The sequence below is a fragment of the Mucilaginibacter sediminis genome (assembly GCF_051903035.1).
In the GTDB taxonomy this organism is placed as follows: Bacteria; Bacteroidota; Bacteroidia; order Sphingobacteriales; family Sphingobacteriaceae; genus Mucilaginibacter.
On the sequence record NZ_CP170602.1, the window covers coordinates 7,142,806 to 7,165,689 of the forward strand.

Below are 22,884 nucleotides of genomic sequence, written 5' to 3' on the forward strand. Positions count from 1 at the left end.
CACATCAAACCGAAGGTTCCTGCTGGCTCAAACAGTGGAAGCTACCCAGTCCCCAGATAATGTCTGTCGAGTCTATCCCCACAACCTCGCGGTCGGGAAAACATTGCTGAATGATTTGCAGTGCTTTATCATCATTTGCCGAACGGTACGTAGGTACTACCACCGCCGAATTAGCGATATAGAAGTTAGCGTATGATGCCGGCAAACGGGTGTCTTCGTAAATTATTTCGTCGGGCATTGGCAACTCAACTACATTAAGTTGTTTACCGTTAAGCAAGCGCATGGTTTTAAGTGCTTCAAGGTTTTCTTGCAGCAGATAGTAGTTATCGTCGTTTTTATTTTCTTCAACAACGGTAACAACTGTATCTTCATTTACAAAACGGGTAATATCGTCGATATGGCCATCGGTATCATCGCCAACAATACCATCTCCCAACCATAAAATTTGTTCGGCACCGTAATAGTTACGCAGGTAGCCTTCAATTTGCTCCTGGTTAAGGTGTGGGTTGCGGTTTTTGTTGAGAAGGCAGGCAGTGGTTGTTAAAATAGTGCCTTTGCCATTAAAATCGACAGAGCCTCCTTCCATAACAATTCCCGGGTTAAATACAGGTAAACCAAAATGCCGGCCAATTTTAGTAGGGATCACATCATCCAAATCAAACGGCGGATATTTGCCGCCCCAGGCGTTATAGCCCCAGTCAACAATGGCTTTTTGTTTGGTATCCGGGTTTATCAAAAACGCCGGCCCGTGATCGCGACACCAGGCATCGTTGGTAGCAAATTCAAATAACTCAATTTTGCTCATATCCACCCCCGCATTTTGTAGCTGGAAGGCTACCGAGGCTTTCATGTTTTCATCAACCACGTTAATGCGTACTAATTCGCCTTTGGTTAGTACTTTAATGAATTCAATGTACGCTGGGTAAACTAAATCAATTTTACCAGGCCACGAGGCTTCCTTGTGCGGCCAGCTCAACCAGGTGGCAGTATGTAGTACCCATTCAGCTGGGAAATGAAAGCCCAGCGAAGCAGGAGTTTGTATAGTAGAAATTTTTTTATAGTCCATAGTCGATTGTCCATAGTCCATGGTAGGAATATGCTATAATGTTTTTCTTAACGACGTTATCATTTTACATAACGACTGATATTCGTTATATAATTTATCAAAGTCATCTTCCTTGATAATGTTTCTTCTTTTTGCGATAAATAAGCAAGCTACAACTTCTATTGCTGACCTTAACGAATAACCAAGGAAGGTGCTAAAAACAGCATTTGTTTGTCCCGTACATCCTTCCGCAATATTAAGTACAACAGAATCTGCCGCTCTCTTTATTTGAGAAGTTAATATAAATAATTCTTCTTTTGGAAAGTTGTTTTTGGTTAGCGTATTAATCTCATCAGTTAACTCTAATGCCTTTTGCCAAACCTGAAGATTTTCGAATTTAAATGCCATTGCTTTTGCTATGGTCCATTGTCCATGGACTATCGACCAATTAATCCTCGTCTAATAAACGTTTTGTTATCGGCTGGTAGCTGTCAATCCTTCTGTCGCGTAAAAAAGGCCAGTGACTGCGGTAGTAGTCAGATTTATCTAAATCGAACTCCTGCACAACAACTTCTTCCTGGTCATGTGATGTTTGATGGATAATAGCTCCAAACGGATTGGCAAAAAATGATCCGCCCCAGAATTTTACGCCGGCTTCTTCGCCTACGCGGTTGATGCTCACAACGTGTATGCCATTGGCAACAGCGTGCGAGCGCTGGATGGTTTGCCATGCGTTGTATTGTTCAATATTTGTAGCCTCGTCCTGGGTGGTAGCCCAGCCAATGGCTGTTGGATAAAACAGGATGTCGGCACCCATCAACGCAGTAATGCGTGCTGCTTCAGGGTACCACTGGTCCCAGCAGATCAATACACCTAAACGGCCGTATTTGGTATTGAAAACTTTATAGCCCAGGTCGCCGGGGGTAAAGTAAAATTTTTCGTAAAAACCCGGATCATCGGGAATATGCATTTTGCGGTATTTGCCAAGGTAGCCGCCGTCGGCATCCAATACAGCTGTTGTATTGTGATATACACCTTGTGCACGCTTCTCAAAAAGCGATGCAATGATTACTACGTTTAACTCAGCAGCAACTTTTGACAGTTCATCGGTTGATGGGCCGGGGATAGCTTCGGCCAGTTTAAAGTTGTCGTAATCTTCTACATCGCAAAAATAAAGCGAGGTAAATAGTTCCTGTAAGCAAACAATCTGCGCACCTTTGGCAGCTGCTTCCCTTACTTTAACAATAGCCTTTTGCAGGTTCTGCTGCTTATCTGCAGTACAGCTCATTTGCACAATGCCAACTTTTACTTTGTTCATACCTATAAAAATTTGCGCAAAAATAACAATTGAAATCAGGATTGCGCCGATTTATGTTATTGATTACACTTATTTGAAACTGTTATTACGCTGAGGTTATAATTGATTACAGTGCCTTAACAAGCTAATGCAGGTTAGTTAATATTGTTTTTTAATTTTGTAAAATATTAGTGGCAGCATTTGTTAAATCACAATTCAAATTTAGCTAAATTAAAAAATACACATAGCTTTGCGGCACATGGCAGTAAACGAACAAGAAATACCCGCCCCCAAAACCTTTAAGCAGCAGCTGTGGAACGCTGCCAAATTGGTGCTTAAAATTGCAGTTACATCGGGGTTACTTTACTGGGTTTTTACCAAGGTAGATTTTAGCAAGGTAAAAGACAGGCTGCTGCATGCCAATTATTGGTGGATGCTGGTTGCCGTTATTTGTTACTTCTGCTCTATGTTGGCTTCATCATGGCGTTTGCTTAGCTTTTTTAAATCGATAAAATTAAATTTAAATCCCTGGTATAATTTACGGTTATACTTCCTGGGCCTGTTTTATAACATGCTGTTACCCGGCGGTATCGGTGGCGATGGCTACAAAATATTTATATTAAATAAGGCTCACAAAGTTCCCGGAAAAAAGCTGTTTTGGGCCATAATGTTTGATAGGTTAAGCGGCCTTTGGGCAATAGGTTTAATAACTGTGGGGCTTATCTTTTTAATTCCGCAAATTGATATTCATATTGCCATCCCTGGTAGTATCTTCCTTGCTGCATCGGCTATTTATTATTTTGTAGCCTACAAGTTTTTTAGAGAATACACCACTTATTTTTTCCAGGCGCATTTAAAAGCGCTGATAGTACAGGGTATGCAGTTATTAGCCATTATTTGCGTAATGATTGGCCAGGACTTTACCGGCAAGTACTCGCCTTACCTGTTGTCGTTTTTGATATCGGCCCTGGCATCTATCCTGCCAATTACTGTTGGCGGCGCCGGTGCGCGTGAAGCCATATTTACCAAATTATCGGATATTTTCCCTATGGATAAAGGGCTTGCCGTATTTTTGCCATCCTCTTTTTACCTCATATCACTATTGGTAGCCTTGTTCGGGGTTTATTATGTGATCCGTCAGGCGCGTTTGGAAAAAGGGTTAGATAAATCAATTTTTGAGGGCGAGGCCGTTGATGAGAATAAATCCGCTGCCGAAAATTAAAGTTTGCGGGTAAACCTAATTAGCTAATTTTACGTTCTGTTTTAAACCAATTAAACGTAAATGAACTTTAATGATTTTAATAATCCGCAGGTTGCGGCATTGCCCGGTCATTTAAAACAATTTATAGTCGACCAACATTACGAGCATTACACGCCTATTGACCACGCGGTTTGGCGCTATGTAATGCGTCAAAATTATAGCTATCTTAAGGATGTAGCCTACTATCCTTACATACCCGGTTTAACCAAAGCCGGCCTTACCATCGAACGGATTCCTGATTTGGAGGAAATGAATGATGCCCTGGCTAAAATAGGCTGGGGAGCCGTTACCGTTGATGGTTTTATACCGCCTGCGGCCTTCATGGAATACCAGGCCTGCAGGGTGCTGGTTATTGCTGCCGATATCCGGCAATCGCGACATATTGAGTATACACCGGCACCCGATATTATACACGAATCGGCAGGGCATGCGCCAATTATTGCCGATAAGGATTACCACGAATATTTGAGCTATTTTGGGTCGATAGGGGCAAAGGCTATGTTTTCGGCACAGGATTTTGAACTTTATGAAGCCATAAGGGCTTTATCGATATTAAAAGAAATGCCGGATGCAGACCCCGAGCAGATCAAAAAGGCCGAAGAGTTATTGGCCTACAGGCAGGAAAACATGGGCGAACCATCAGAAATGGCGCTGCTAAGCCGCCTGCATTGGTGGACGGTAGAATATGGCCTGATTGGTACACTCGAAAACCCGAAAATATACGGGGCCGGCCTGCTATCGTCAATAGGCGAGAGTGCCAGCTGTATGACGGCCGGCGTTAAAAAGCTTTGGTATACCATAGATGCCGTAAACTATAGTTATGATATTACCAAAACACAGCCGCAGCTTTTTGTAACGCCAACTTTCCAAAACCTGATAGATGTATTGGAGCAGTTTGCCAATACCATGGCGTTCCGCCGGGGCGGTGCTTATGGTTTAGGCAAGGCTGTCGAAAGTAAAAATACCTGCACCGTAGTTTATAGCTCTGGCCTGCAGGTTTCCGGCACCGTTACAGAATTTAAGTTGGATAGAGACGGCCAGCCCTGTTTTATTAAAATCACCGGGCCTGCTGCTTTGGCAGTAAATAATAAACAGCTAAAGGGGCATGGCAAAACCTATCATCATAACGGCTTTAGCTCACCGGTTGGCAAGCTGAAAAACCTTGGCCCGATAGAAGATTTGAATGTAGCGCAATTGGAAAGTACCGGTATCAGCATAAACCAAAACGCGGTGCTGAATTTTGAAAGCGGTATTACTGTGAAAGGGAAAGTAAAAGGCATACTGGAAAATGAAGGCAAAAAGAGTCTCATTACTTTTGCAGACTGTACGGTAACCGACCACAACGATACAATACTGTTCGACCCATCATGGGGTGTTTATGATATGGCTGTTGGCCAACATGTAACCTCGGTGTTTTGCGGCGCTGCCGATAAAGAAGCTTTTGAGGAGGCTGTTTATAAATCAAAAACGGCAACCCATCATGTGGAATATGATTTTAAAAGTAAAGAACTTCATAAGCTTTACAAACAGGTTCGGGATTGCCGCCAAAAACAAGGCGATTATGGTTTTTTAGGTAATGTTTGGCTCAAACTGCAAAAAGACCATCAAGACGACTGGCTTTGTGCCCTGGAAATACTGGAACTTTTGGAGCATGAGGATATTGAGCCACTATTAGCATCCGACATCCGGAATTTTCTGCAACAAAAAGCAAAAGATCAGCCCGAGCTAAAAAAACTGATTGACGATGGTTTTTACCTGATAGCACATCCGGTTGAGCAAAAATTGGTATTTTAGGCCGGGTTTTATTGCTATCGGTGTTGATGCCGCAAAGTAATAAAGGATGGTTTGCGCCCGGTAATCAGTGCTGCAAATAACTCATTTTATATCAAACTATCGTTCCCCCTTCAGGGGGTTAGGGGGCTTAACTTATGAACATCATTATAACAGGCGCCAGCAGCGGCGTAGGATTTGAAGCTGTAATTGAATTGATACTATCCGGTAATCATAAAGTAATAGCCCTTGCGCGATCGCAGGATAAACTGGAGCGTTTGCTGGAAATAGCCAATGGCCTTAACCCCGATTGCCAGTTGTACGCGCTTACATTTGATATCGTACACGATGATTACGAAGGCCTGCTTCAGTTTATTAAAGCCAACTTTGATAACCGGGTTGATATTTTAATTAACAATGCCGGCGTACTCATCAATAAGCCGTTTATGGAATTGCAGGAAACTGATTTTGTAGAAATGCTGCAAAGTAACTTTATTGGGCATGTACGCATTATACAAGCTTTATTGCCCCTGGTACCAGGTGGCGGTCATATTGTAAATATTGGCAGCATGGGCGGTTACCAGGGCAGCGCTAAGTTTCCGGGCCTGGCGGCTTATTCGGCAAGCAAATCGGCATTACACACTTTAACCGAGTGCCTGGCCCAGGAACTGGCCGGCCGGGATATTAAAGTGAATTGCCTGGCATTAGGATCGGCACAAACCGAAATGTTGGAAAAGGCTTTTCCTGGTTATGAATCGCCTGTTTTGGCTTTTGAAATGGGGAAATATGTTGCCGATTTTGCGCTTACCGGCCATAGGTTTTTCAATGGTAAAGTTTTGCCCGTTGCGGTGAGTACGCCCTAAATTAATATTTGATTATTAGTACTGATGCGTTAAGTTTTTAATGTTAAAATAAGTCATATTGTTCTTTGACATTTTGAATGATTTGATCTTCTGTTAATAACTCTTTCAAAGGAGTTTTATCAAAAGCAGATATCCCCAGAACTTGCATGATCTCGTAAATAGAAAGGGTGCTTTTCAGAGTATGCTTCACACTGGCTACGATTAGGTAAGTACAAATAGCAACCCAAACGTGAATATTCACTGCGTTTTCTGATTGCCCCCACAGAGATTTAATGGTCAGGTTCTGTTTTATCCACTTGAAAAAAGTCTCTATTTGCCACCTGTTACGGTACAGCCTTGCAATTTCCAGGGCGGATACTTCGAAGTTGTTAGTTAGGAACACCAGTTCGGTATCTTTCTCACCATCGTAATATTCCACCAACCTTAGCTGTTCTGGATAAAGTTTTTTAGACTTTGGCCCGTTCAGCACGACAGTTTTGTCCCCTGTGAGCCCTGAGTTCGGATCAATGTTGAAATTTCGCTCAACAATCGCGCAATCCATGACGCTCTTTGCCCTTGTGATAAAGGATGCACCGCAGTTGTGGATATTGTACAAAGCCTTAAAGTCAACATACGCTTTGTCCATTATATATATTGCCCCTGGAACTGGAGTTATTGTATCAAGTGCGTTGCTGTCGTGGTATTTACCATCGGTGATCAGGATAAAAGCAGGTATGTTCCCTCTTAAGTCCAGTAGTGTATGTATCTTGATAGCGCCACGCGAGTACTTGCCAGGAGCCCAAACGAATAGCTTCAGACTCAAAGAAACCGTTGTGGAGTCAAGGGCAAACACTTCATTGCCAATATCCACATTGGCAATTGGTTCATTGGAATACATCGGCCTTACCTTTTCAATCAGGTATTTGCCGAAGTCTTCGAATATCCGGCAATCCCGGTTTTCGTTTGCGCGCGATAACGTGGATTGGTTCACATAATCCCTAATTCCGAGGTGGTACAGTTTGTTCTTGTGCGCTTTTAGGCAAACACAGATATCACGGAGCGAGTTTCGGGAGGTCAATTGACCGAAAAACAGTTGGATGAACTGGTTCCAACAATTGAAATTCCTTGTCCGGAAATCCCCATTATACTTAGAAACGCATTTCTCAAACTCATACCTATCAACCAAATGCAAAAGTTGAGCAAAAACATACTTCCCTGAATTCATAGCCTTTAAAAAAGGCCTAAACTAAAGGTCAAATCAAATCAAAAAATCAAATAACAACTATATTATATTTATATTCAGCTATTTACAACGGTTTATAAAAACTTAACGCATCACCAATATTTGATTATTATAAATATTTTATAACTTAGATATAGTAAAATATGCCATAATCATCTGCTATGGATACAAGATTCATATCCTTTTTTACGCATTCAAAAGATATATTTTTTGTAATGGATATGAGCGGTGTAATATTGCACACTAACCCGGCTTTCCAACATTTATTTAATTATACTGAAGCCGAACTGGCTGGAATAAATATTGCCGACATATGCCACCCGGCCGATAAGGAACGCAAAGAAGAATCAGTTGCCAGGTTGGTTGCGGATAAAAAACTAATAGGGTATCAAAGCCGTGTTAAAGCCAAGGACGGTTGTTATTACAACGTTACCTGGTCTATCCTGCTTAACGACGACAACCTTATTTATTCAACAGGGAGCCCTGTTATCGGCATTGTTGACGCTGTAAGCGATGATATAGTGCAACATACCATCCAAAGTCTTAACGAAGGTTTTATTGTACTTGATGCAGGGTGGAATGTTTTGGCTTTTAATCCGGCTTTCCTGGCAATGACCAATTTAGATGCAGGCCAGGTCTCCTTATCGAGGCTTACGGAGATTGAAAGCCTCGGTTTAACACCCAGGGTAACCGACGAATTTCAGCGGTCGCTGGCCAGGAAACAATCATTACAGGTACAGTATTTAAATTCATTTTCCAACTCGTGGTTGCGTATGAATGTATATCCATACGATAATAAGTTGGCCGTTTTTATCCGGGACATTACCGAAATTATGATCCAGCAATGGGTTTTAACACTGGAAAAGAAGGTGTTAGAATTAAATACTGCATCAAGATACACCCTTGCGCAAACAACCAACGAATTATTAATGGGAATTGAAGGTATTTTTCCGGAAATGATATGCTCGGTTTTGGAGGTTGATGATGCGCAGGAAAAATTACATAATCTTGCTGCCCCGCAGCTACCTAAAGCTTATTGTGATGCAATTGAAAATCTATCGGTAGGCCCACATGTTGGTTCATGTGGTACAGCGGTGTTTCATAGGAGGCAGGTTATAGTAACCGATATTGAAAATGATTTTCTTTGGGCCGATTATGCAGGCCTGGCTAAACAGTTTGGATTAAAAGCATGTTGGTCTACCCCGGTTATCAGTTCAAAAGGATCAAAAGTTTTGGCGGTGTTTGGTATTTATTATAACTGTGTACGTGAACCCAACGACAGCGAACTTCAATTGATTGGGCGCACCGTAAATATTTTGCGGGTTTTGATAGAAAGCAAAAGAAATGAGGAAAATATACTGGATCAAAACAACCGGCTACACTCGATAGCCAATATAAGCTCGCATGAACTCAGGCGACCGGTGGCTACCATCCTCGGTCTTGTCAATTTATTCGATAGGGATGATATGCTAAATCCGTTGAATAAAGAGATTATTGCCCACCTTGATACCTCCGCCCGCGAACTGGACGATGTGATTCATAGCATTGTAGAAAAAACCCTTTACATGCGGGTTAATGATACAGAGATATATGGCGAAGAGGTAAAAGGGGGAAGGTAAATTCGTTTGATAATTAAATCTCTATCGGAATAGTAAACCAAAAAGTACTTCCTTTCCCCGGTTCGCTTTCAACGCCTATCCGCCCTTCATGTTTTTTAATAATTTCGGCGCTGATATATAATCCTAAGCCTAATCCACCTGTTTGAAAGCCGGCTGTTTCAACCCGGTAATAGCGCTCAAAAATGCGTTTTACTTCGTCGGGGTGTATGCCGGGCCCTTTATCTGTTACGCTAACCCTGGCCATATCGTTTATTTTTTCAATCGATACAATAATATCTTTTGAGCGTGGGGCGTATTTTACCGCGTTGTTTATAAAGTTTACCAACACCTGGTCAATCTGGTGCTCGTCGGCAAATACCTCCAGTTCAAGATCACCTGTTACTATTATTTTATATTCTTCGGCCAGCCGTATTTCGCTGCTGCCGGCGCTTACTATTTTTGAAAGTACAAAGGCCGATTTGGTCAATTGCAGGCGGTCCTGGTTTATTCTGCTTAAGTTTAACAGATCTTCAACAAGGGCTGTTATTTTATGCATACTCCTGCTTGATTGGGCTATCAGCTTAGGCAGCATGGGCGAAGTAAGATTGTTAACCAACCGCTCCAATAATTGCAATGAACCTTTCAGGCTGGTCATAGGGGTTTTAAGCTCATGACTCGCAATGCTAATAAAGTCGTCTTTTTGCTGTTGCAGCTCCTTAAGCTGGTTTATTTCGGTTGCTGTGCCAATCCACATTTCTGTTTCGCCTTCTTCGTTTTTAACCGGTACCATCCTGGTTAAATGCCAGCGAAATTCCCCGTCGGTACCTTTAATCCTGTTTTCGAAACCGCCACCATCACTTAAGCCCAATTGCATATCCCTGAATTTGTTAAGGGCTGCTTCCACATCGTCAGGATGCATCGCTTCTTTCCAGCCATATCCTTTACTGGCTTCAAAATCGAGGCCGGTATAGTCGTACCATCTTTTGTTAAAAAAAGTTGCCTCCGCGTTATTATCAACGGTCCATGCCATTTGCGATATGGTTTCAAACATGGTCCTAAAGCGCGTTTCACTATCGGCCAAAGCCTTGGTACGCTTTAAAATACGGTCTTCCAATTCGGTATTAAGCAGCTGCAAGCTTTCGCGCGATTGTTCCAGCAGTTCATTTGATGTGTACAACTGTTCGTTTGTAACAGCAAGTTCTTCGTTGGTACAAGCCAATTCTTCATTTACAGCCCGTAGCTCTTCATTAAAGTTTTGCAATTCATTATTGGCGTTGGCAAGTTCTTCGGCCATCTCCAATTCTTTTTTCCTTGATGCTGCCAGGGCCAGTTTATTTAACTCCTGTTCCGTTACATTTTTGGCAATACTTAGCAGGTATGCTACCTTGCCTTCGCTATCAAAAATTGGCGTAAGTTCGGTTTGCGCCCAACCCTGAACGGTAGTACCCCCTGGAACAGGAATTTCGAAATAAAGCAATGGGAGCTTAACGTGTTTTTTTTGTTCTACGGCTTCAATGAGCCCATTTTTTAGCAGGCTTAATTGTTCTTCGCTGTTTTTGTCCCAGGGTTTAAAAACATCAAACGTATCCTTGCCAATCATTGCATCTGCGGGCATAGCGGTTGCATTTATCCGCGCCTCATTCATAGCTATTATTGTAAACCGCGGTATGTTGGGTTCAATAATAGTCATTGGGAAACCAATCTGATTAAATACAGTTTCAAACATGTGGGCTTGTCCGGCATCCATACGGGTAGATATAATTGGACTCAAATATACTATTCAAAACCCAAAGCCACTTATTAGCGTGGCCTATAATATAGGGAAATGTTATTTGAGATATTTAAAATACGAATAAGGCCATTTCTGTAAAAAGGTAACTTATTTTTGGCGCAAGACGTTAAGAAAACCAGCGCCTTTTCTTGAGCCTGTATGCGAAAGACATCAATAATACACACCTCTTACAATCGGCCGGAACGGGAAAAAACCATAAGTTTTTTCCCAATCCGGCGTCATGGGTAAATGGATGTAATTGACTACAAGCCCCTCATTTCTCATCGTCTTTATTTACCGGTGCAACAAACCACCTACCCGAAACCTTTTTTACTTCCCTGGCTTTCTCTTCATCAATACTTGCATCAGGCGCTTTGGGATCTTCGGCCGCCTGGGGTTGGTTTACGGTTTTTACTCTTCAGCCTTTCGCACCTACTTTTAAAAAGTCGTTTACCACAATTTCAGATACGTAGCGTTTAATGCCGTCTTTATCCACGTAATTGCGGTTAGCCAGTTTACCCTCAATAGCTACTTCATCGCCTTTTTTGAGTAAATCTTCGGCACGTTTGGCTGTGGCGTTCCAGAAGACCAGGTTGTGCCAGGTAGTATCGGTTATTTTTTCGCCTTTGTCATTTTTATAACTTTCGTTGGTGGCCAGGGATAACCGCACCATTTTTTTATCGCTGTCAAAAGTTTTTACTTCCGGGTCCATACCTAAGTTGCCTACAAGGCGTACACTGTTTCTTAATGTGTTCATCGTTTTATTTTTTAATGTTACTGTTTGTTTTGATAACGATACAAAGGTGCAGCTACCCCGAAAATTTAACCGGATAATAACCGTTTACAGTCGATAGTATCCATTTGTAAGCGTTTGCAAACGGATAAATAATTATCTAACTTTATCACATGAACCAGGAAAGAAACTGTTTGGATTGCGGCGAACCCCTGCACGGCCGGGCCGACAAAAAATTCTGTAACGACCTATGCCGCAACAATTATAATAACCAGCTTAACAGCAACAGCTATAACCTGGTGCGCAACATCAACAACATATTACGCCGCAACCGCCGTGTGCTGGAAGAGCTAAACCCAACCGGCAAAACAAAAACCACCCGCAAAAAAATGACGGCAAAAGGTTTCGATTTTGACCATATTACCAGCATCTATCAAACCAAAACCGGGTCGACTTATATGTTTTGCTATGAATATGGATATTTGTTATTGGATGGGGATGAGGTGTTGTTGGTGAAGAGGGAAGAGAGTTGATGTGCAGATATGCAGATTTCAGATGTGCAGATGATTTTGTCTGAACCGGGATTCGTCGGATTTATCAGATTTTTTTGGATTTTGATTGTGTGTATTTGAAAATCTGTGGAATTCAATAAATCTGCTTAATCCCGGTTCAGACAAAAATCATCAATTAAAAAAATCCGAAATCCAAATTCCGAAATTCCAAATCAAATCCTATCTTTGCCCATGCAAGAAAAAATCCTTATTCTTGACTTTGGCTCGCAATTCACCCAACTTATAGCGCGCCGTGTCAGGGAGCTCAATATTTACTGTGAGATCCACCCCTTTAATCATTATCCCGAAATTGACAGCAGCGTAAAAGGTATCATCCTTTCCGGCAGCCCGTATTCTGTACGGCAGGAAGATGCACCCCGTTTTGATTTTGATCAATTTCATAACACCCGCCCAATTTTAGGGGTTTGTTACGGGGCGCAGTACGTGGCGCATTTTCACGGTGGCGAGGTATTGGCATCGAGCACCCGCGAATACGGCCGTGCTAATTTAGATTACGTTAACCGCGAAAACCCGCTGTTTAAAAATATTCCCGAAAATTCGCAGGTGTGGATGTCGCATGCGGATACCATCGCACGCATTGCCGATAATTTTGAGGTTATTGCCAGTACCGATACCGTGAAGGTTGCGGCTTACCAGGTTACAGGCACCCAAACTTACGGCATCCAGTTTCACCCCGAGGTTACCCACAGTATTGATGGCAAGCAGTTGCTGCAAAACTTTTTGGTTGATATTTGCGGCTGCCACCAGGACTGGACACCCGATTCGTTCATTGAAACTACCATTGCCGCTTTAAAAGAAAAACTGGGCGATGATAAAGTAGTTTTAGGCTTATCGGGCGGCGTTGATTCATCGGTTGCGGCGGTATTGCTGCACCATGCTATTGGTGCAAACCTGCATTGTATTTTTGTTGATAACGGCCTGCTACGTAAAGGCGAGTATGAGCAGGTGCTCGATTCGTACAAACACATGGGCTTAAATATAAAAGGCATTGATGCCAAACAACGCTTTTACGATGCGCTGGCCGGCTTAAGCGACCCCGAAAAGAAACGTAAAGCCATTGGCCGTGTATTTATTGAAGTTTTTGATGATGCAGCGCACGAGGTGCAGGACGTAAAATGGCTTGGCCAGGGTACCATTTACCCGGATGTTATCGAATCGGTTTCTGTTAAAGGGCCATCGGCTACTATTAAATCGCACCATAACGTTGGCGGACTGCCCGATTTTATGAAGCTAAAAGTAGTTGAACCTTTAAACACCCTGTTTAAAGACGAAGTTAGGCGTGTTGGCAAGGCATTAGGTATCGATCCTAATATTTTAGGCAGGCACCCTTTTCCTGGTCCTGGCCTGGCTATCAGGATACTGGGCGATGTTACACCAGAAAAAGTTGCCATATTACAGGAGGCCGATGCGATTTATATCAACAATTTACGGTCATACGGTGTTTACGATAAGGTTTGGCAGGCAGGCGCTATATTTTTACCGGTACAATCGGTAGGGGTAATGGGCGATGAGCGTACTTACGAGAATGTAATTTGCCTGCGTGCTGTTGAATCGTTGGATGGAATGACCGCCGATTGGTGCCATTTACCGTACGATTTGCTGGCCAAGATCAGTAACGAGATCATTAACAACGTAAAAGGAATTAACCGGGTAGTATATGATATCAGTTCGAAACCACCTGCTACAATTGAGTGGGAATAAATGGTTACTGTTTTTTATAACGGCGCTGGTACTGGCTGCATGTTCGCCAAAAGTGCGGCAGGTAGCGCCTGTTAAAAAACCAACTGACACCGAAGCCGAGAAGCCAAAGATTGCTGAAAAGCCGCCCGTGAAACCGGCTGCTTCCAAACCTTTAACCATTGCTATGGTATTGCCGCTGGGTTTAGATCACCTGAAACCCGGCGCCAGGTATACTTCGCCCGGCTTAACCAAGGCCAATATGAGCGTGGAATATTACCAGGGCTTTAAACTTGCCCTGGATTCGCTAACAGCCGGCGGCGCCAATTTTAAACTCCGGCTGTACGATTCAAAGGACGAGGCCGCGCAGGCGCATAGCCTCGGCTTTAATCCCCTCATCAAAAACAGCGACCTGATTGTGGGCCCGGTTTTTCCTGATGGCATGAAAGTTTTTGCTGCAGTGCTTAATACAAAGTCGCCGGTTGTTTCACCGCTTTCGCCTGCATCTCCGGCCACCATCAACAGCGATAATTTAATTACGGTAATGCCCCCGCTGGAGTACCATGGCTGGGGTGCTGCTCAGTACATTAATGATAAGCTAAAACCCAAAAAAATATTTATCCTGCGCTCGGGCTTTAGCCAGGAGCAGGATTATGTACGGGGCTTTAAAAATGCTACGGATAGTTTGAGCAATAAGAAGGTTAAGGTAATTATAGTCACCATTTCAAAGGGCCAGTTAGGTGGATTAATCCCTCAGCTATCTAAAAAGGAACAAAATATATTTGTAGTAGCCGCCACCGACCAGGCTTTTTTAACAGTTACATTAAAATCGCTGGATACATTAAACAGGCATTATCCCGTAACCCTGTTTGGCCACCCCAGTTGGGAAAAGTTTAGTTTTTTGAAGATAGATATTTTGCAGCGGCTTAAAACCCATATTACATCCGGCGATCAGGTTGATTATAAATCGGATGCCAATATGGAATTTGTTAGGGTTTATCACCGCGCGTACCATGTGGAACCTACTGACTTTGCCATTAAGGGCTTTGACGAGGGGATGTACTTTGGCCGCCAATTGATTGATAATAACTTTGCAACATTGGATAAAACCGACTATGTAGGCCTGCACAACCGGTTTCATTTTATTAAGAAAAATGGACTGGGATGGGTAAATACGCATGTAAATGTGTTAATGTATGCTAACTTTGAGCTTAAACAGGTAGAATGAAGGCTATAAACCAGCTTAAAACGTTTCAGCGCATAATAGGGGAGTACCCGGTTGATACGCCCTTAAGTAAATTTTTACCCGGTTTTTACAGGCAAAACAAACAAATGGGCTCAACCGACAGGCGGGTAGCCAGCCGTTTGGTATATAATTACTTTCGCCTCGGGCAGGCCCTGCCCAACCTGGCAACTGACGAACGGCTGATAGTTGCCGAGTTTTTATGTAATACCCAAAGCAATTCGTTTTTACTGCATTTTAAGCCCGATTGGGCCGCTTGCATTAATTTTACCATTGATGATAAGCTTACGCTGATAAAGAGCGCCTACCCCGCGTTTAAGCTGGAAGATGTATTCCCCTGGACGTCGCAGATCTCGGTGGGAATTGATAAGGATGCATTCCTGAAATCATTTTTTTGCCAGCCCGATTTGTTTATCCGGGTACGCAATGGCTACGACCACCTGGTTAAAGCCGAACTGAATAAAGCCGGAGTTGTTTTTAAAGATGAAGGCAACGGCTGTTACGCTTTGCCTAACGGAACCAGGCTCGAAACCATCTTTGCAAAACAAAACTGGTTCGAGGTGCAGGATCTTTCCTCGCAGCAAACCGGCGATTTTTTTAGGCCGCAACGTTGGGACAACTGGTGGGATGCCTGCGCGGCATCGGGCGGTAAGTCGCTATTGTTGCACGAGGACGAACCCAATATAAAGCTGGTTGTATCCGATATCCGCGAATCGGTTTTGGCCAACCTGGATGAGCGCTTCCAGTTAGCCGGTCTAACCAAATACCAAAAAAAAGTACTCGACCTTACTACCAATATCGATCAAACCCTGCACGATTACGAGTTTGACGGGATCATCCTCGACGCCCCCTGCAGCGGCTCGGGTACCTGGGGCCGCACCCCCGAAATGATAGCCCAGTTTATGCCGGCCAAAATCGAATTCTTTCAGCGCCTGCAAAAAGGCATCGCCCAAAACGTGGTGAAATACCTTAAGCCCGGCAAGCCACTTATTTACATTACCTGCTCGGCCTTTAAAGGCGAGAATGAGGATGTGGTTGATTACCTGGTTGAAGAGTTGGGTTTGAAGCTGGAAGAAAGTAAGGTGTTAAAGGGGTATGAACATAAGGCGGATACGATGTTTGTGGCAAGATTGAGCCCCCTGGCCCCCTGAAGGGGGAGTGAAAGCCACGAGGTTTGATCTGCTTCAACTCAACCGTCGCGAGGTTTAAACTCGTGACAAAGGCGGGTTTCAGCTTTTAGCTGAACTGCGTAAGCTTACCCCGGTTTACCCACGAGTTACGCTTCGCTAACCTCGCGGGAGTTGAGCAATTTGACTATTTGGGTTTAAATAAAAACGCAGCTGCAATACCTGTACCTATTAATCCAATGGGTAAATAAACCTGTCCTGGTATCAAAATGGCAGATATAATAGCAAGCAAAATTCCAATTCCTATTTTTATTAGGGCGATGTTAAAGAAAGGCTTGTTCTCTTTAGTTACTTCGACTATTTGTTGAACTGTCAGATTTTTGATCACCTGTTTAATCATTTCCTCAGGTATGCCTTCTTTATCCATCCGCGCTCTGATTACTTCGTAATCATACCCTTGTTGCAGTAATCTTGATGCCAAAAGATAGGCCCTCTTTTTTAGTTCTTCGCTCATGATAAACTTTCAATGTGATTTTTGATGTGTTTTAGGGCTGTCGCTTTTCTCTTAACTTCTTCTTCAAAATCATCAACTATTTGAAAATCATTAATCAACCACATAAAATCCTCTTCGCCTAAGTAGCCGATTAAAGCAATGTTAATAGCTTCCTGTTGAATTTCCCTGTTGCCGTCAAGTTGGGTTATCTTAATATCGATAGCAAAGGTTCCATCATCAAACTGGTATAAAATATATTGCCATGCGCTGGTATCAACTGATATTTTAATACCTCGTTCGTTTTCCAATTGCACGATGCCTTTCCAATCTTTAACCGGTTTGGATGGCAAAAAATGCCAGCCTTTGCAATTTGGAGCTAAGGCAATCACTTGTTGGGTATATTCCAGCAGATCGATGTTTAGGTTGGGTGAAATAGCCAAAAACTGTAGTTCACCTGTACATGGGCCGATCTCCCAGCTAACAGCACCAAGACGGTTCACCCGATCATCCAACTGGTAAATAAGCGTTTGATTATTGTTGTGATCTAAAAGTGCATCGGATATGATTTTAAACCAATCCCAAAACTTGTTGATTTTGTTAGCGTCAAATGCCATTTATGAGTAAGATAAAGTTTAAGCTAATAGAAAAACTCCCCCTTCAGGGGGCTGGGGGGCTTCGCCTACAAATGCGTATTGGCCCTAAACAACTTTATCGCTATCGCCAGCAAAATTATCCCAAACGATTTACGCAATATACTCAGCCCAACCGGGCCTAAAAGCTTCTCTATCCATTTTACATTTTTAAGCACCAGGTAAACTACGATGGTGTTTAGCACAATGCCTACAATAATGTTTTGGGTTTGATATTGAGATTTTAAAGATAATAATGTAGTCATGGTTCCCGCACCCGCTATCAGCGGGAAAGCTATGGGCACTATCGATGCAGAAAGCGGTACCTCTTCCTTAAAAAAGTCGACACCCAATACCATTTCCATGGCGATGATAAAGATCACCAGCGAGCCGGCTATTGCGAAGGAAGAGATATCCAGGCCAATAATGGCCAGCAGTTCATCGCCCACAAATAAAAATACTACCATTAATATCAGTACCGCTATGCTTGCTTTTTCCGATTCGATGTGCCCTACACGCTGGCGTACCTGTATAATTACAGGTATGGCGCCAAGGATGTCAATAATGGCAAACAGGATCATCGTAACAGACAATATTTCCCTGAAAATTAATGGGTGCATGGCTTTAGGGTTTTGTGTTTTTTTAACTTTAACCGGAAACTGAGCAAAGTTGCAATTAAAGCTCCGGTATAAAAAGAACTTAACAAAAAAGGTCCTGAATTTTCAGAACCTTTTTTGTTTGTATTGATATTGTTATCAGTTACTCAATAAATTTAGGGTTGATAGGGTCAACTGCTCCTTCAACTTTTCCGTGTCGTACGTGCGAACGTTTAACACTGTAACCAAAGTAGATAACGAAGCCTATCAATAACCAGCCTATTAACCTTAACCAGTTTTCAAGGCCTTCACTTGCTATCATACAAAGGCAAATAATTGCCCCTAACGGACAAACAATCACATACCAAGGCGTTTTGAAAGGACGAACAAGATTAGGGTCAGTTCTGCGAAGAATAAAAATACCTAAACATACCAGTACGAATGCGAACAAAGTTCCGATACTTACCATTTCACCTACTATACTGTCGGGAATAAACCCTGCAAATAACGATACGAAACCAAAAAATAACCATTGTGATTTGTATGGGGTACGGTGTTTAGGATGCAGTTTTGAAAAAATAGGCGGGATTAAACCATCTATACTCATGGTATAGAATACGCGGGTTTGGCCCATAAGCATCACTAAAATAACCGAAGAAAACCCGGCAAGAATAGATACAGTTACCAATGATGACAACCAGGTATAACCTGGCATTGCCGTTTTAATGGCGTAGCTAACAGAAGCTTCTTTACCTTGTATCAGGAATTCTTTGTAAGAAACCAAACCGGTTAATACATGCGAGAACAGAATATAAAGCGCGGTACAAATTACCAGCGATATCAAAATACCCTTTGGCATATCTCGTTGAGGGTTTTTTGCCTCTTGTGCTGCTGTTGATACGGCATCAAAACCAATGAAGGCAAAAAATACCACACTGGCACCGCGTAATACACCCAGCCAGCCGTGGTTAAAAGTATCGGCATAGTTTACCGGGCCTGTATTTGTATTTACTACACCCGCATCAGCGGGAATCATATAAGGCACATGATAGGCGGGATTTATAAAATGCCAGCCTAAACCAATGATCATGAGAACAATAGCAACTTTTACAATTACAATAATATTATTCACAATTGCCGACTCCGCAGTACCACGGATCAATAACAAGGTAAGCATCAGCAAAATAAAAATGGCAGGTAAATTAATTATCCCATGAGTACCCAGTTCGGCAGCATACATGCCCGTAGTGGTTTTGGAAATCTCCCAGGGTGAGTGCGACCAGGCAAATGGGATATGCGTGTGAAAAAATGTTTCCAAAAACGCGTTAAAATACTGAGACCATCCTATAGATACGGTAGCGGCACCCAATGCATATTCGAGCACCAAATCCCAGCCAATGATCCAGGCGATGAACTCGCCCATGGTGGCGTAAGAGTAGGTGTAGGCTGATCCTGCGATGGGGATCATACTGGCAAATTCTGCATAACATAGACCGGCAAGTGCGCAACCTGCAGCCGCTATTAAAAAGGAAATGGTTACCGCCGGACCGGCATGCTGGCCTGCGGCAGCTGCCGTTCGTACAAAGATACCGGCACCGATGATTGCGCCAATACCCAGTGCTATAAGCGATCCAACGCCTAAAGTTCTTTTCAGCGTTTTCTCAGTTTCCTTTGATGCAGCCATTAACTGCGCAATAGGTTTTTTAATAAATAACTTCATGTTTAATTAGTAAGATCAGTCGTAAAAAAATTAAAAATTCACATTTCCCCAAACGTACTTAAATTTATTGAAAAGTTAAAGGGCAGAATGTAACAATGGGTGCGAATTAATATCCCAAATTATAGTTTGAAAATGAAGCGTTTACAGTTGGGTTCAAACCATGATTAATACGTTGTTGTTACAATATCGCCGGGTAACATGCGCCACATCAGGCCCTGGTATAGCGATTACTCAAAGTTATGCAGCTTTTTTAATGCTATTAAGCTGTAGGCCGTTGTACAGGTAACCTTCATCGTGTCTGCCTGTATCACATTATTATCAAAAATGTATTGTTTTTCTTCCGACAGCACCGTATCCCCTTTTACTTTACAATCAATATAACCCGTTTGGTCATCATAGGTGCCCAATTTAAGGCTGAAGTTTGCCGAATCGGTAAGGTAGGCGGTAGTGGATGTTTCAAACAAACCCGTGCGGTAAATCTGGATGTACAGGTTGCTGTCTTTAGCAATGGTGTATTTGAATCTGTTTGGGCTTTTGCTGTTTTTGCAGGAGGCGAGGGCAAGGGCCAGTGTAAAAGCTAAATACCGATGATTCATTGTTTGAACGCAAAATAATTTGGAGAGACATCGGTTAATAATTTGAACAAAATCAAAAAAGCGATAATGAACAGGACAGATTTCATGATGCCCAATTTAACTAAAATAGGTTAATAAGATAAAACGCAACTAAAGATTGACTTTCATTCTGTTCATTCTCAAATTCTGCCAATTCTGATTCAGATAAGTGTTAGGGATAGCAGCGGGTACCGGCCAGCGTGGTTAAGGCCTGTGCAGTATGAGCGGATAGCCCGGCCGCAGGCAACACCCAATTACGTATAAGTGGTGTTTACCCAAATTCAGGGGCCTTTTGAAAAGATACCCTGAGCGAAGATCATATGGATGGAAATACTTTTTCATTTAGAGGACGGTACAGAAACACCCTAACCTATCGTGAATGCTTATCTCGCGGTAAACTTACTAATGTCGGTAATTATCACTATAGCAAACCCTATCAGTATAACCAGAAAAAACAGGTGCCCTGCAAAATAATACATTCTAAACCTGTTAAAGGGTTCTTTATGTGTGTAACTTTTAATTATATAAAAAAGTCCCATTGGAACAAGTACATAAACTGCTAATACCGGGAGCAGAATGGCAAATGCGCCAATGATTGGATTGATGCCGTTAAATAAGGATGAATATAAAGCAATCCATACGCACGTATAAAATGCCAGCCTATAAAAAAGCCTGGATTTTTTATAGTATTTATAAGCACTGTTACCGGCTTCCATTTAGTTCAAAACTTTTGAATTTAATCTCTACTGACCAGCCTTTAAAGACAATAACGAGCTAAATATCCACCCGATGGTTTTAATGCTTCTTGATTTACCATCCACATTTTGTAACACTTCGGCCTGGCTGTTTACAAGGTATACCTTACTCCATTGTCCGTTTGTTTCTATCAAGCCCACCTCATAACCTTTTGTTAATTTTTTAAGGACAGGGGCATTGGTCGAGAATGAATTTCTAAAATTGGTGCCATCGGTATTTACCACATAAATTCTACCTGTGTTGTTTGAATGGCCGTACACATTTGTTTTAAATGTATCCCAGGGGAATGCCGGTCCGGGATCTGGTTTGCGCGCCGGGGAGATATCATCATGGCCAACGGCTGCAATCAAATGATAGGTATCAAACAATACTTTGCAAAGCTTGTAAAGGGCTTGTAACTGGGCATCCGGAAAAATGCGCCAGTAATGGTTGTTTTTGCCCGTCCAAAATTTATGCTTGTGATCAGTTTTCATAAACTTGTCGCCGTCGGTAGCCGGGTAAATTTTTACACCGTCGTCTGTAACGCGTTTAAAAGTATTATCTGCCAGCTTTTCTGCAAAGCCCGGGTTTACAATTTCGATGCCGATGGCATGATAGTTAAAACTATCTACCCCATCCCAGGTGCTGGTACCCGCATGATTTGCTCTGTGATTAAAAGGCACCAGTTGCGTAATGGTGCCATCGGTGTTTAAAACGATATGCGCGGCAATCCTGTCGGGGTTCGAGTGGGTATCCATAAACCAATTTATCGCCGACTGTGCGGTATCGGTGGCGGTATAATGAATTACCAGGTAATCGGGATCAATAGGGTCCCTGGCATTCCCGGATTTAGAAATTTTTATTTTTTCGTCATTTGAGTCGGCTTCTAACCAGTGATTTGTAATTTTCATATAGATGCAGGTAAGGTTTAACTAATTGATTGTGTTTGGGTTATTAAAGGTAGATAGAAATAATAAAATAAAACCACTTTTCAGATCTTTTTTATAATTGATGATGTTGAAGGGGATATAGGCGGGTATTCGCCATATTTATAAAATAATTTTGCCCCGCTTATTATTAAATAAACAGATACTATTATGGGTGTAAAATTTATGGAATCGCGGTATATGATTGCAACTGTAAGCAGTATTGCCGAGATTTATCCAAATAAAATTCAGTTGTTTTACAGCTAAACACAGCGATGCCCAACAAAGCGTTCAAAATTTATTATTTAAGCGAAACAGCGGTTACCGTTGAGTTTGGGCAGCAAATTGCCGAAGAATTGCTAAACGCAGTCAACAGCTTAAACCTGTTGCTTCACCAACAGCCATTTCCGGGTTTTAATACAACGGTGCCGGCCTATTCTACTTTAACTGTTTTTTATGATCCTGTTATAGTGATCAAATCTGATTTACCGGGCGCAGGCTGCTTTGCCAAGGTATCGGGCTACCTGGATGATTTAAAATTTCAAAAGAAAACGGCCAAGCCGGCCGGGGGGGATACTATTACGATCCCTGTATGCTATGGTGGCGGTTTTGGCCCTGATTTGGAAGAGGTTGCCGATTCACACCATATCGGCATAGCCGAGGTAATTAAATTGCACAGTGCGGCCACATATAAAGTTTACATGATAGGTTTTGTTCCCGGCTTTGCTTATTTAGGCGGTATGGATGAACGATTGGCAACGCCCCGTAAAGCAACGCCGCGGAAACTGGTACCGGCAGGGGCAGTGGGTATAGCCGGGCAGCAAACGGGAATATACCCATTGGATACACCGGGCGGCTGGCAAATCATTGGGCAAACACCCCTCAAAATGTTCGATCGTGATCGCGGGCAGCCATCGCTGCTAAAGGCTGGCGATATGGTTGTTTTTAAAGCTATTGATATACAAGAGTTTAATGAATTATTGGCCGGGTAA

Annotated in this window: 21 protein-coding genes; 9 read left to right on the forward strand and 12 right to left on the reverse strand. The window is 42.5% G+C overall.

Annotated features, from left to right (window positions below):
* Nucleotides 1–4 precede the first annotated feature (4 nt).
* From ACFGVS_RS29865 to ACFGVS_RS29875, 3 genes are read right to left on the reverse strand one after another with little or no spacing between them, the layout of a single operon-like run.
* Entirely contained in the window at nt 5–1,066 is a 1,062-nt protein-coding gene (locus ACFGVS_RS29865; RefSeq protein ID WP_439696747.1) for an agmatine deiminase family protein, read from the reverse strand.
* A 33-nt stretch (nt 1,067–1,099) separates the two neighbouring features.
* Nucleotides 1,100–1,453: a four helix bundle protein gene (locus ACFGVS_RS29870; protein ID WP_274208950.1), complete on the reverse strand. Its 354-nt coding sequence runs from the start codon at nt 1,451–1,453 to the stop codon at nt 1,100–1,102.
* Between the two features lie 40 nt (nt 1,454–1,493).
* Entirely contained in the window at nt 1,494–2,363 is an 870-nt protein-coding gene (locus ACFGVS_RS29875) for a carbon-nitrogen hydrolase (protein ID WP_439696748.1), read from the reverse strand.
* A gap of 238 nt (nt 2,364–2,601) precedes the next feature.
* Between ACFGVS_RS29875 and ACFGVS_RS29880 the strand changes: the two genes are divergently transcribed.
* The 3 genes from ACFGVS_RS29880 (at nt 2,602) to ACFGVS_RS29890 (ending at nt 6,236) form a co-directional block, all read left to right on the forward strand.
* Nucleotides 2,602–3,564 carry a lysylphosphatidylglycerol synthase transmembrane domain-containing protein gene (locus ACFGVS_RS29880; protein WP_439696749.1) on the forward strand — a complete coding sequence of 321 codons (963 nt, stop codon included), beginning with the start codon at nt 2,602–2,604 and terminating at the stop codon, nt 3,562–3,564.
* Nucleotides 3,565–3,624: 60 nt separating this feature from the next.
* Nucleotides 3,625–5,397, forward strand: coding sequence for an aromatic amino acid hydroxylase (locus ACFGVS_RS29885; protein WP_439696750.1), 1,773 nt, complete (start codon nt 3,625–3,627; stop codon nt 5,395–5,397).
* A 134-nt stretch (nt 5,398–5,531) separates the two neighbouring features.
* Complete coding sequence (locus tag ACFGVS_RS29890) at nt 5,532–6,236, forward strand: SDR family NAD(P)-dependent oxidoreductase (protein ID WP_439696751.1); 705 nt, start codon at nt 5,532–5,534, stop codon at nt 6,234–6,236.
* A gap of 43 nt (nt 6,237–6,279) precedes the next feature.
* Here ACFGVS_RS29890 and ACFGVS_RS29895 read toward each other — a convergent pair whose 3' ends face one another.
* Complete coding sequence (locus ACFGVS_RS29895; RefSeq protein WP_439695308.1) at nt 6,280–7,440, reverse strand: IS4 family transposase; 1,161 nt, start codon at nt 7,438–7,440, stop codon at nt 6,280–6,282.
* A gap of 179 nt (nt 7,441–7,619) precedes the next feature.
* Between ACFGVS_RS29895 and ACFGVS_RS29900 the strand changes: the two genes are divergently transcribed.
* Nucleotides 7,620–9,077, forward strand: a complete 1,458-nt coding sequence (locus tag ACFGVS_RS29900) for a PAS domain S-box protein (protein WP_439696752.1) — start codon at nt 7,620–7,622, stop codon at nt 9,075–9,077.
* Between the two features lie 13 nt (nt 9,078–9,090).
* Here the strand turns inward: ACFGVS_RS29900 and ACFGVS_RS29905 are convergent, their stop codons facing one another.
* Nucleotides 9,091–10,803 carry an ATP-binding protein gene (locus ACFGVS_RS29905; RefSeq protein ID WP_439696753.1) on the reverse strand — a complete coding sequence of 571 codons (1,713 nt, stop codon included), beginning with the start codon at nt 10,801–10,803 and terminating at the stop codon, nt 9,091–9,093.
* A 442-nt stretch (nt 10,804–11,245) separates the two neighbouring features.
* Entirely contained in the window at nt 11,246–11,584 is a 339-nt protein-coding gene (locus tag ACFGVS_RS29910; RefSeq protein WP_090645614.1) for a single-stranded DNA-binding protein, read from the reverse strand.
* Between the two features lie 149 nt (nt 11,585–11,733).
* On the opposite strand from ACFGVS_RS29910, the gene ACFGVS_RS29915 reads away from it, so the two are divergent.
* From ACFGVS_RS29915 to ACFGVS_RS29930, 4 genes are all read left to right on the forward strand, one after another.
* Nucleotides 11,734–12,093 (forward strand): hypothetical protein, encoded by a 360-nt coding sequence (locus ACFGVS_RS29915; protein ID WP_439696754.1) that lies wholly within the window; start codon nt 11,734–11,736, stop codon nt 12,091–12,093.
* 210 nt (nt 12,094–12,303) lie between these two features.
* On the forward strand, nt 12,304–13,833 hold the full coding sequence (gene guaA / locus ACFGVS_RS29920) for a glutamine-hydrolyzing GMP synthase (RefSeq protein WP_274208939.1): 1,530 nt from the start codon (nt 12,304–12,306) through the stop codon (nt 13,831–13,833).
* Entirely contained in the window at nt 13,790–15,037 is a 1,248-nt protein-coding gene (locus ACFGVS_RS29925; RefSeq protein ID WP_439696755.1) for an ABC transporter substrate-binding protein, read from the forward strand. Before guaA ends, ACFGVS_RS29925 begins: the two co-directional genes overlap by 44 nt.
* On the forward strand, nt 15,034–16,203 hold the full coding sequence (locus tag ACFGVS_RS29930; protein ID WP_439696756.1) for an RsmB/NOP family class I SAM-dependent RNA methyltransferase: 1,170 nt from the start codon (nt 15,034–15,036) through the stop codon (nt 16,201–16,203). Before ACFGVS_RS29925 ends, ACFGVS_RS29930 begins: the two co-directional genes overlap by 4 nt.
* A 163-nt stretch (nt 16,204–16,366) precedes the next feature.
* Here the strand turns inward: ACFGVS_RS29930 and ACFGVS_RS29935 are convergent, their stop codons facing one another.
* From ACFGVS_RS29935 to ACFGVS_RS29960, 6 genes are all read right to left on the reverse strand, one after another.
* Nucleotides 16,367–16,693, reverse strand: a complete 327-nt coding sequence (locus tag ACFGVS_RS29935; RefSeq protein ID WP_439696757.1) for a hypothetical protein — start codon at nt 16,691–16,693, stop codon at nt 16,367–16,369.
* The gene (locus ACFGVS_RS29940; protein ID WP_439696758.1) at nt 16,690–17,286 is read right to left on the reverse strand and encodes a hypothetical protein; all 597 of its coding nucleotides are present in this window, start codon (nt 17,284–17,286) and stop codon (nt 16,690–16,692) included. The genes ACFGVS_RS29935 and ACFGVS_RS29940 overlap by 4 nt, the downstream gene beginning before the upstream one ends.
* Before the next feature lie 65 nt (nt 17,287–17,351).
* On the reverse strand, nt 17,352–17,921 hold the full coding sequence (locus tag ACFGVS_RS29945) for a MarC family protein (RefSeq protein ID WP_090645642.1): 570 nt from the start codon (nt 17,919–17,921) through the stop codon (nt 17,352–17,354).
* 139 nt (nt 17,922–18,060) lie between these two features.
* Nucleotides 18,061–19,617 carry an amino acid permease gene (locus ACFGVS_RS29950; protein WP_439696759.1) on the reverse strand — a complete coding sequence of 519 codons (1,557 nt, stop codon included), beginning with the start codon at nt 19,615–19,617 and terminating at the stop codon, nt 18,061–18,063.
* A gap of 227 nt (nt 19,618–19,844) precedes the next feature.
* On the reverse strand, nt 19,845–20,213 hold the full coding sequence (locus ACFGVS_RS29955) for a hypothetical protein (protein ID WP_439696760.1): 369 nt from the start codon (nt 20,211–20,213) through the stop codon (nt 19,845–19,847).
* A 761-nt stretch (nt 20,214–20,974) separates the two neighbouring features.
* Nucleotides 20,975–21,877, reverse strand: coding sequence for an N-acetylmuramoyl-L-alanine amidase (locus ACFGVS_RS29960; RefSeq protein WP_439696761.1), 903 nt, complete (start codon nt 21,875–21,877; stop codon nt 20,975–20,977).
* Nucleotides 21,878–22,167: 290 nt separating this feature from the next.
* On the opposite strand from ACFGVS_RS29960, the gene pxpB reads away from it, so the two are divergent.
* A complete protein-coding gene (gene pxpB / locus ACFGVS_RS29965) occupies nt 22,168–22,884 on the forward strand; it encodes a 5-oxoprolinase subunit PxpB (RefSeq protein ID WP_439696762.1) in 717 nt (238 codons plus the stop codon).